This window comes from Promicromonospora kroppenstedtii DSM 19349, assembly GCF_000515355.1.
Lineage (GTDB): Bacteria > Actinomycetota > Actinomycetes > Actinomycetales > Cellulomonadaceae > Promicromonospora > Promicromonospora kroppenstedtii.
The window spans coordinates 85093-93164 of sequence record NZ_KI911694.1; the positions used below are offsets into that span (position 1 = coordinate 85093).

Annotated in this window: 9 protein-coding genes and 1 pseudogene; 4 read left to right on the forward strand and 6 right to left on the reverse strand. The window is 72.1% G+C overall.

The annotated features are described in order from the left end of the window. Positions 1-698, reverse strand: a 698-nt coding sequence (locus PROKR_RS17580) for an iron-containing alcohol dehydrogenase (protein WP_245605866.1), incomplete at its 3' end; no start/stop codon positions are given. 101 nt (positions 699-799) lie between these two features. Here PROKR_RS17580 and PROKR_RS17585 point away from each other — a divergent pair. Further along, positions 800-1303, forward strand: a complete 504-nt coding sequence (locus PROKR_RS17585; protein ID WP_036965129.1) for a MarR family winged helix-turn-helix transcriptional regulator — start codon at positions 800-802, stop codon at positions 1301-1303. A 138-nt stretch (positions 1304-1441) separates the two neighbouring features. Here the strand turns inward: PROKR_RS17585 and PROKR_RS17590 are convergent, their stop codons facing one another. After that, positions 1442-1858 carry a hypothetical protein gene (locus PROKR_RS17590; protein ID WP_036965132.1) on the reverse strand — a complete coding sequence of 139 codons (417 nt, stop codon included), beginning with the start codon at positions 1856-1858 and terminating at the stop codon, positions 1442-1444. A 158-nt stretch (positions 1859-2016) separates the two neighbouring features. Here PROKR_RS17590 and PROKR_RS17595 point away from each other — a divergent pair, with 158 nt between their 5' ends. After that, positions 2017-3228, forward strand: a complete 1212-nt coding sequence (locus tag PROKR_RS17595; protein ID WP_036965135.1) for an MFS transporter — start codon at positions 2017-2019, stop codon at positions 3226-3228. Between the two features lie 56 nt (positions 3229-3284). Next, complete coding sequence (gene lat, locus PROKR_RS17600) at positions 3285-4592, forward strand: L-lysine 6-transaminase (protein WP_036965138.1); 1308 nt, start codon at positions 3285-3287, stop codon at positions 4590-4592. Positions 4593-4642: 50 nt separating this feature from the next. On the opposite strand, the gene PROKR_RS17605 is transcribed toward lat, so the two are convergent. Further along, the gene (locus PROKR_RS17605; RefSeq protein ID WP_036965141.1) at positions 4643-5326 is read right to left on the reverse strand and encodes a hypothetical protein; all 684 of its coding nucleotides are present in this window, start codon (positions 5324-5326) and stop codon (positions 4643-4645) included. Position 5327: 1 nt separating this feature from the next. Beyond that, on the reverse strand, positions 5328-5858 hold the full coding sequence (locus tag PROKR_RS17610; RefSeq protein WP_036965142.1) for a peptidoglycan-binding domain-containing protein: 531 nt from the start codon (positions 5856-5858) through the stop codon (positions 5328-5330). Positions 5859-6326: 468 nt separating this feature from the next. Between PROKR_RS17610 and PROKR_RS17615 the strand changes: the two genes are divergently transcribed. After that, positions 6327-7253, forward strand: a complete 927-nt coding sequence (locus tag PROKR_RS17615) for a S66 peptidase family protein (RefSeq protein WP_036965144.1) — start codon at positions 6327-6329, stop codon at positions 7251-7253. A 60-nt stretch (positions 7254-7313) separates the two neighbouring features. Here the strand turns inward: PROKR_RS17615 and PROKR_RS17620 are convergent, their stop codons facing one another. Beyond that, positions 7314-7781 (reverse strand): Lrp/AsnC family transcriptional regulator, encoded by a 468-nt coding sequence (locus PROKR_RS17620; protein WP_020017109.1) that lies wholly within the window; start codon positions 7779-7781, stop codon positions 7314-7316. Continuing rightward, positions 7778-8072: pseudogene (locus PROKR_RS35270) on the reverse strand (ABC transporter ATP-binding protein); the annotation flags it as partial. The pseudogene PROKR_RS35270 and the gene PROKR_RS17620, both read right to left, overlap by 4 nt.

Here is an 8072-nt window from a genome sequence, read left to right on the forward strand (position 1 = left end):
GCCAGGCAGGCGCCCGCGAGCCAGGCCGCCTCCTGCAACCGGGCCCGCGCGTCGACGTCGCCCAGGTGGTCCAGCACCGCGGGGAGCGCGGAGAGGATGCCGTCCGCCGCCTCGACCCCGTACGCCCGGGTGGCCGCGCTCGCCTCGGCGTCCCACAGGGCCTCGACGGCGTGGGCCAGCGCGTTGAGCGCGGAGGTCAGGGTGAGCCCGTGGGGCATGGACAGCGTGAGCTCGGGGTCGTACACGACGGTGCCGGGCGCGAGCGCCGGGTCGCGCCGCGTGGTCTTGACGCCGCCCTCGGTCTCGCCGAGCACGGGGGTCGCCTCGGAGCCGGCGTACGTGGTGGGCACGGCGACCTGCGGCATCCCGGTCCGCACGGCGAGCGCCTTGGCCAGCCCGATCGCCGACCCACCGCCGATCGCGACGAGTGCGTCGGCGCGCACCTCGCGGGCCAGGGCCAGCGCCTGCGCGGTCACCTCGACGGGCGTGTGCTGGACTGGACGGCCGAAGGTCGCGGCGTACCGGCCCCCCAGGCTCGTGGCCACGTCCTGCGCCGTCTCGGCGGACGACGGTGCGGCCACCACCAGGACCCGATGCGCCCCGAGCCGCTCGATCTCGTCGGGCACGAGGGTCCGCGCCCCGGCACCCTGCAGCACTCGACCGGCGTACACCTCGTGCACATGGATGTCTGTTCCCACGATGACTGAGCCTACGGTCGCCACGCCGCCGCCGACCACGTGCTTCACCCCGTGCATCCTGTCGAGATTCTTGATATCGAGACATCCGGTAGCCTCACGCCATGGAGCACTCAGGTCACGGCGACGAGGTCGACCGCATCGTCGCCGCGTGGCACCACGTGCGCCCCGACCTCGACCTCGAGCCCCTGACGGTGTTCAGCCGGGTGTCCCGGCTGGCGCGGCACCTCGATCTCGCGCGCCGCACCGCGTTCGCCCGGCACAGCCTGGAGACGTGGGAGTTCGACGTGCTCTCCGCGCTGCGCCGCGCCGGCGAGCCCTTTCGGCTGTCGCCCGGCACGCTCGTGACGCAGACCCTGGTGACCAGCGGCACCATGACCAACCGGATCGACCGGCTGGAGTCGCGCGGGTTCGTCCAGCGGCACCGTTCCCCGGACGACAGGCGCGGCGTGCTCGTCGAGCTCACCGACGAGGGCCTGGCCCGGGTCGACGCCGCAATGAGCGACCTGCTCGACATCGAGGCCAAGGTGCTGACCGCCCTGTCGCCCGCGGAGCGCCCGCAGCTCGCTGCGCTCCTGCGCGCGGTGACCGCACAGTTCGACGACTGAGCCGGAGGTGCAGCGCAGGGTGGGGGCCGAGGGACGAGGCACCTGCCCGGAGCGGAACCGCAGGCTCAGTCGTCAGACAAGCAGAGCCTGAGCCGGAGGTGCAGCGCAGGGTGGGGGCCGAGGAACGAGGCACGGCCCTCAGCGGTCCCGCGTCACCATGACCTTCTCGCGCCCGACCTGGTCGGGCAGGAAGAACAGGTCGTCGGCATCTGCGACGTACAGCGGCAGCTCGCCGAGCTCGGCCGGCATGCCGTCGGCGTCGGTGACCGTCAGCTCGACGTGGTCCGCGGAGCTCTTCGAGTTGTACTTCCAGGTGCCCTCGATCTCGGCCGGGGCGTCGCCCTCCCCGTCGCCGAGCAGCTCGTCCGGAACCCCCACGGCGGTGAACGTCCGGTCCTCGCCGAGGGCGACGATGGTCGCGGCGCCATCACCCACGTAGGAGCCCACGAACTCCGGCTCGGTGTAGTCGATCTTGCCCAGGTCGAAGCCGCAGCCCGACGTCAGGAGTACGCCGACGAGTGCTCCCACCGCGGGGAGGACCTGTCGCTGGTTCATTCCACACCTCAGCTGTTCCAGTCGTGACCGGTCGCCCAATCTAGCGGGGATGCCGTAATACCTCCTGGCGGAACCGGGATGACGAGCAGCACACCCTGTGGCGATGTGATGGACGCCCCGCGCAACCAACCGACACCGTCACGCACAATGAATGCATCATGAGCAACACCCGCACAGCGGCCGGCGGCTCCGCGCTGCTCGTCGCGGTACTCGTCTTCGCCCTGAACCTGCGCACCCCCATCACCTCGCTGCCGCCCGTCATGGGCGACGTCGCCGCCGGGCTGGGCCTGGACCAGACCCTCGCGGGCCTCCTCGTGGGCATCCCGGCGCTCTGCTTCAGCGTGGTGGCGCCGGTGGCGTCGACCCTGATCGCCCGGGTCGGCCCGTACGCGGCGGTGACGGTCGCCCTGCTCGGGGTGATCGCGGGGACGCTGGTCCGGTCGGCGGGCTCGGGCACGACGGGTGTGGTCGCGGCGTTCGCGGGCACCGTGGTGCTGGGCGCGGCCATCACGGTGGGCAACGTGGTGGTCCCGGTGATCATCGCGCGGGACTTCCCGGCGCGGACGGCGCTGGCCACCGGCCTGTACTCGTCGACGATGAATCTCGGGTCGGTCTTCGCGACGTCGCTGACCGCGCCCCTCGCGGCACTGTTCGGCTGGCGGGGCGCTGTCGCCTCGTGGTCGGTCGTCGCGGTGGTGGCGCTCGTCGTGTGGCAGGTCACCACGCACCGTCTGCCGGACCGGCCCGCGCGCACGCACGCTCCACCCATGGCGGAGCGGCCGGAGGAGACCTGGGGCGGGGTGCTGCGCCGTCCGATCACGTGGGTGCTGACCATCGCGTTCGCGGGCCAGTCCTTCTCCTACTTCGCGGTCACGGGGTGGCTCCCGGAGCTGCTGCGCGACCTGCTCGGCGTGTCCGTGACCACGGCGGGCAACGCGGCCGCCCCGTTCCAGGGCCTCGCGATCGCGGGCAGCGTGCTCGTGCCGCTCGCACTGGCGGCTCGCGTGCCGATGCGCGGCGCCGCGGTGGTGATGGGCCTGCTCTGGGTGTCCCTGCCCGTCGGCCTGCTGCTCGCGCCGCAGTGGTGGCTGGTGTGGGTGAGCCTCGCGGGCATCGCCCAGGGCGGCAACTTCGTCGTGATCTTCACGGTGGTGGCGCAGCAGTGCCGCACCGTCGCGCAGACCCGGCGGACGGTCGCCGCCGTGCAGGCCTTCGGGTACGCGGTGGCGGCGTCGGCACCCGCGGTGATCGGGGCGGTGCACGCGGCGTCGGGCGGCTGGACGGCGGCGCTGCTGGTCATGCTGGGGTCCACGCTGGCACTGGGCACGGCCGAGCTGGTCGCGACCCGCCGTCGGCCCCGCCGGCCATAGCAGGAACTTTTCCAGAATCATTGAAAGTTGGCAGGATCATTGCCTACCTTTCCAGCATGACGACTCACCTTGAGCCCACCGCTGTGCTCCCCACCCTTCGCGAGCACCTCCTGGTCGACGGGTTCGACCTGGTCCTCGACCTCACCCGGTCGCACGGCTCCACGCTCGTCGACGCGCGGGACGGCCGGGAGTGGCTGGACCTGTTCACCTTCTTCGCCTCCTCACCGCTCGGCATGAACCATCCCGCGCTGGCCGACGACCCGGCCTTCCGGGAGGAGCTCGCCACCGCCGCGATCAACAAGCCCTCCAACTCCGACATCTACACGGTCGAGATGGCGCGCTTCGCCGACACGTTCGCGCGAGTGCTCGGCGATCCCGCCCTGCCGCACCTGTTCTTCATCGACGGCGGCGCGCTCGCCGTCGAGAACGCGCTCAAGGTGGCGTTCGACTGGAAGTCCCGCCAGAACGAGGCGAACGGCCGGTCCCCGGAGCTCGGCACCAAGGTGATGCACCTGGAGCACGCGTTCCACGGCCGCTCGGGTTACACGATGTCGCTCACGAACACCGAGCCGGGCAAGGTCGCACGGTTCCCCAAGTTCGACTGGCCGCGCATCCCCTCGCCGTACATCGCCGAGGGCAAGGACATGGACGCCGCCGAGGCCGCGGCGCTCGGGGCCGCCCGTGCAGCGTTCGAGGCCAACCCGCACGACATCGCGGCCTTCATCATGGAGCCCATCCAGGGCGAGGGCGGCGACCACCACTTCCGTCCGTCGTTCCTGCAGGGCATGCAGGCGCTGTGCCAGGAGTTCGACGCACTGTTCGTCATGGACGAGGTCCAGACCGGCGCCGGGATCACCGGCACCGCGTGGGCCTACCAGCAGCTCGGCGTGGCCCCCGACGTCGTCGCGTTCGGCAAGAAGACGCAGGTCTGCGGCATCATGGCCGGCGGCCGCGTGGACGAGGTCCCCGACAACGCCTTCGCCGTCTCCTCGCGCATCAACTCCACCTGGGGCGGCAACCTCACCGACATGGTGCGCTCCCGCCGGATCCTGGAGACCTACGAGGAGGAGGGCCTGGTCGAGCGGTCCCGGACCATGGGCAAGCAGCTCAAGGACGCCCTGGGCGAGCTCGCCGCACGGCACGAGGGCGTGACCGACGTGCGCGGCAGCGGCCTGATGTGCGCGCTGACCCTGCCGTCACGCGAGGTCCGCGACCGCGTGCTGGCCGCGCTCACCGAACGCAGCGTGCTGCTGCTGGGCTGCGGCGAGCGGTCGGTGCGGTTCCGGCCCGCCCTGACCGTCACCACGGAGGCGCTCGAGGCGGGCGTCCAGGCCCTCGACGAGGCGCTGACGGCCGCCCTCTGAGACCGGTCAGGCGCTCGGGATCCCAGACCTCCCGAGCGTCTGACCTCTGTTCACCGGTCGTCGGCCGCGACGCTGTCGGCGATCCTGATCAGCTCGGCCACCGACGGCCCGGCGTTCGCCGTCGGCGTGCGGCCGACGGTGGAGAGCAGCAGGTAGGACCCGGCGTCGTCGGTCCACTCGACACGGACCGGGCCGAACCCGTTGTTGTCCACCCGGGTGACGCGCGCCTCCAGGCCGGACTCCCTGAGGTCCTGCCACTCGATCGTGACGTTGTCGCCCGCGAGCTTGCCGGACAGCTCCTGCGCCCCCGGGTAGGCCACGTAGATCACGGCCGACGCCGGGTGGTACGCACCGCTGCGCACGTCCTCCTCCGGCCACGCCGGGCCCGGGCCGCCGCGGAACGTCTCCTCGTTCTCGGGACCGTCCAGCACGTACGTGATCCAGGTGCCGAGGTGGTCCTCCGCGGTGGTGCGGCCCATCCCGGCCGAGATCTCGGCGGGGCACTCGACCACGGCGCGCCGCACGTCCTCGGGCACCCAGTGCGGCTGGCGCAGGTCCTCGGCGCAGGTCCCGGCGGTGAGCTCCGTGGCGTCCGCGGGGACGACGACGGGCTCGTCCTCCCCGGCTCCGAGCACCATCGTGACCACCACGATGATGATCGCGCCGAGCAGCGTCACGGCGCCGCCGAGCAGCCACTCGGGCCGGATCCTGGGCTCGTCGATCGTGGTGACCACGTCAGCCCCCGCACTCGATCTCGGTCACGGCGTCCCTCGAGAGCGCGATGATCTTGTTCGACGCGACCGGGCTGCGCGCCACCCCGGGCAGCACGTAGGAGCCCCAGTCGCAGTCGTTCTCGGCGAGGTAGGCGTCCCGCGCGCCGTCCGCGGCGGCGTACCGGATGCGGTGGTCGGGACCCTGGCAGCTGTAGTCCGGGTCGCACAGGGAGATCGCCAGCGCGCGCATCGTCACCCAGGTGCTGGTGTCCACGCAGCCGTCGACCGGCAGCCCGTTGTACGCCTGGAACGCGCGGGTCGCGACCTCCGACCCGGCATCCCAGTTGCCGTCCACCGGTTCCAGCCCGGTGGCGGCCGACAAGACGTTCTGGGCCGCGACCACCTGGCCGCCGGAGGTCTTGCCGCACTGGCCGACCGGGTCGTTCGACACCCAGGTCGCGCTCGAGTTCGCCGCCTGGACCACGGCGGCGACGATCAGGGCGACGACCACGGTGCCACCGCCCGCCTGCAGCCAGGTTCGGGTGGTGGGCATTCGCTCGGCGCTCCTTCGTGCCCGACGGCGGAGCCGGGCGGGTCTACTGGCAGTTGCGAGCGTAACAATCTGCACTTACAAGACGGAAGCGACGCACCAGTCGAAACCGGATCTCATGCTTTTCGATGAGCTGGATGGTTGATTCCAAGGGGTCAGTGGTCCTGGCCGATCTCATGAGGTTCTGTTCAGGCCACGAGGTTGTATCGTTTCAAGCTCGCGCTTGCGGGCAGAAGCTCGTGGTCTGAACAGAACCTCGGAGGTCGGCCGGCGGTAACCGCAGCGTCACCAGCGATGTGCTGCGTCGGAACCGACATCCGCCGCAGCCCCACCGCCTACGACCACCGACCCCTTGAATCGACCATGCGGCGTGGCTCGGCCGGTTCACCGCGCTGCGGAGCCAGATTTCAGATGATCGAAAGAAAGTGACGCCGGCGGACGCCACCCCGGCCGGGGAGTAGCGTCGGCGACATGCTGCGTCCCCTGACCAGCCCGCCGCACCTGCGCCCGGGCGACACCGTGGCCGTCGTCGCCCCGTCCGGCCCCGTGCCGGCCGACCGGCTCGACGACGGAGTGCGGCACCTGCGGGACTGGGGCCTCGACGTGCAGGTCATGCCGCACGTCCTCGACCAGCACCCCGGCCGCGCCTACCTGGCCGGCACCGATGAGGCGCGCGCGGCCGACTTCCAGGAGGCCTGGCTGGACCCCGACGTCCGGGCGGTCGTCGCGGCCCGGGGCGGCTACGGGGCGGCGCGCATGGTGGACCTGGTCGACTGGGACGCGCTCGCCGCCACCGACCCCAAGGTGCTCGTCGGGTACAGCGACTGCACGGTGCTGCACCAGGCGGTCGCGAACCGGCTCGGGCTGGTCTCCCTTCACGGGCCGATGTCCGGGACCATGTCGTTCCTCAAGTCGGAACTCTCCCGGGAGCACCTGCGACGCACGCTGTTCGAGCCGGGCAGCACGCAGGTGCTCACCGGCCCGGACGCCCACCCGCTGGTCGGGGGCACCGCCCGTGGCATCACGACCGGGGGCTGCCTCTCGCTGCTGACGACGTCCGTCGGCGTCGGGCCCACCTCGCCGTCGGCCGCGGGCGGCCTCGTGCTGCTGGAGGACATAGAGGAGAAGGCCTACCGGATCGACTCGTTCCTGACCCACCTGCTGCGGTCGGGCTGGTTCGACGGCGCGACCGGCATCGTGCTGGGCTCGTGGCAGGACTGCGAGCCCGCCGAGCCGGTCGTCCTGGACCTGCTCGGGCCGCTCGGCATCCCGATCCTGGGCGAGCTGGGGTTCGGGCACGGGCCCGACCCGATCACCGTGCCGTTCGGCGTCGCGGCGGAGCTCGACGCCGACGCCGGCACGCTGACGCTGGACCACCCGGCCCTGGCGCCGCTCTGAGGGGCAGCGCCCCGACCGGACCGGGCCGGGCCGGTGGAGCCGGGCCTGGTGGAGCCCGGCTCAGTCGAGCTCGGCGGCCTGCCCCTCGAAGTACGTCTGGAGCACCACCGTCGTGCGCGTGGACACCTTGGCCGTGCGCCGGATCTTGCCGAGCAGCTCCTCCAGCGCGCGCGGCGACGCCACGCGCGCGGTGAGCAGGTAGTTCGCGTTGCCGGCCACCGAGTAGCACGACTCGATGCCGGTCATGCCGCGCAGCCGCTCGGGCGCGTCGTCCTCCTGCGCCTGGTCCAGGGGCGTGATCTCGATGAAGGCGGAGAGCGGCAGGCCCACCGCCTCCGGGTTCACGACCGCCCGGTAGCCCGTGATGACGCCGCGCGCCTCCAGCTTGCGCACCCGCACCTGCACCGCGGACAGGGAGAGCCCCGAGATCTCGGAGAGCACCGCGAGCGTGGTGCGGCCGTCCTTGCGCAGTGCGTCGACGAGTGCCCTGTCGACCCCGTCGAGCGGTGTCAGATCGTTGTCGGTCATCCCGCCACCTCCGCCGCTTCCAACCAGGCCGCCTCGAGCTCGTCGCGTTCGGTCCCGAGGTCGCGGAGCTCCGCGTCCAGCCGCGCGACGGCCTGGTAGTCCGTTGCCTGCTGCGCGATGGATTCGTGCAGCTCGGCCTCCTTCTGGGCAATCTTCGCAAGTTGCCGCTCGATTCGGGAGACCTCCTTCTTCGCGGCGCGGATGTCGCGCTGCGAGAGCTCCCCGGCCGGGGCGCCGTCCGACGCCGGGGCCGACCCCGTCGCCGCCCCGCCGGAGCCGTTGCCGGAACCC

Coding starts and splice junctions, on each gene's coding strand:
- PROKR_RS17585 (WP_036965129.1), top strand. CDS start 800: ATGGAGCACTCAGGTCACGGCGACGAGGTCGACCGCATCGTCGCCGCG.
- PROKR_RS17590 (WP_036965132.1), bottom strand. CDS start 1,858: ATGAACCAGCGACAGGTCCTCCCCGCGGTGGGAGCACTCGTCGGCGTA.
- PROKR_RS17595 (WP_036965135.1), top strand. CDS start 2,017: ATGAGCAACACCCGCACAGCGGCCGGCGGCTCCGCGCTGCTCGTCGCG.
- lat (WP_036965138.1), top strand. CDS start 3,285: ATGACGACTCACCTTGAGCCCACCGCTGTGCTCCCCACCCTTCGCGAG.
- PROKR_RS17610 (WP_036965142.1), bottom strand. CDS start 5,858: ATGCCCACCACCCGAACCTGGCTGCAGGCGGGCGGTGGCACCGTGGTC.
- PROKR_RS17615 (WP_036965144.1), top strand. CDS start 6,327: ATGCTGCGTCCCCTGACCAGCCCGCCGCACCTGCGCCCGGGCGACACC.
- PROKR_RS17620 (WP_020017109.1), bottom strand. CDS start 7,781: ATGACCGACAACGATCTGACACCGCTCGACGGGGTCGACAGGGCACTC.